Origin of the sequence: Agromyces binzhouensis (genome assembly GCF_004135055.1) — a bacterium.
GTDB lineage: Bacteria > Actinomycetota > Actinomycetes > Actinomycetales > Microbacteriaceae > Agromyces > Agromyces binzhouensis.
In genome coordinates this window covers 1-530 of record NZ_SDPL01000828.1, presented here as the reverse complement: position 1 = coordinate 530, position 530 = coordinate 1, and the positions used below count along the sequence as shown (strand labels likewise).

Genomic DNA, 530 nt, shown 5'->3' with positions numbered 1-530 from the left:
CCCGCCGAGAAGCCGGCTCCCGCCGAGGCGCCCGCGGAACGGGTCGCCCCCACGTCGCCGCCGAAGTGGGAGACGCCCGCGGCCGAGACCGAGGCGACGGTTCCGGCTGCGCCCGCTGAGGCCCCGGTTCCGGCGAAGCCCGCACGCCCGGTCGGGCCGGTGACCGTCGAGCAGATGCGCGACGCCTGGCCCGAGGTGCTCTCGAGCCTCCAGCGCACGAAGCGCAGCGCGTGGATGGTCGCGTTCACGGCCCAGGTCCTCGAGTACCGCGACGACGACGTGCTCGTCCTCGGCTTCCCGAGCGAGTCCGACATGGGCAGCTTCCGATCCGGCCCTCCCGGCCAGAGCGTCGGAGACCTCCTGCGCGGTGCCATCGCCGAGGTCCTCGGCGTGCGGGTCAAGTTCCTCGCACGCGTCGTCTCCGCCGGCGGGGGAGCGGATCGCGGAGCGGCGGCACCCGCGCCCTCCGCGCCCCAGGCGCCCGACGGCGGCCGAGGCTCGACGACGGCGGCGACCGCTCCGTCAGGGTC

At 76.4% G+C, this 530-nt stretch carries 2 pseudogenes; one reads left to right on the top strand and one right to left on the bottom strand.

From position 1 onward, the window contains the following. A pseudogene (locus ESO86_RS19855) lies at nucleotides 1-248 on the bottom strand (hypothetical protein); the annotation flags it as partial. On the opposite strand from ESO86_RS19855, the pseudogene ESO86_RS19850 reads away from it, so the two are divergent. Continuing rightward, nucleotides 235-530: pseudogene (locus ESO86_RS19850) on the top strand (DNA polymerase III subunit gamma and tau); the annotation flags it as partial. The pseudogenes ESO86_RS19855 and ESO86_RS19850 overlap by 14 nt on opposite strands.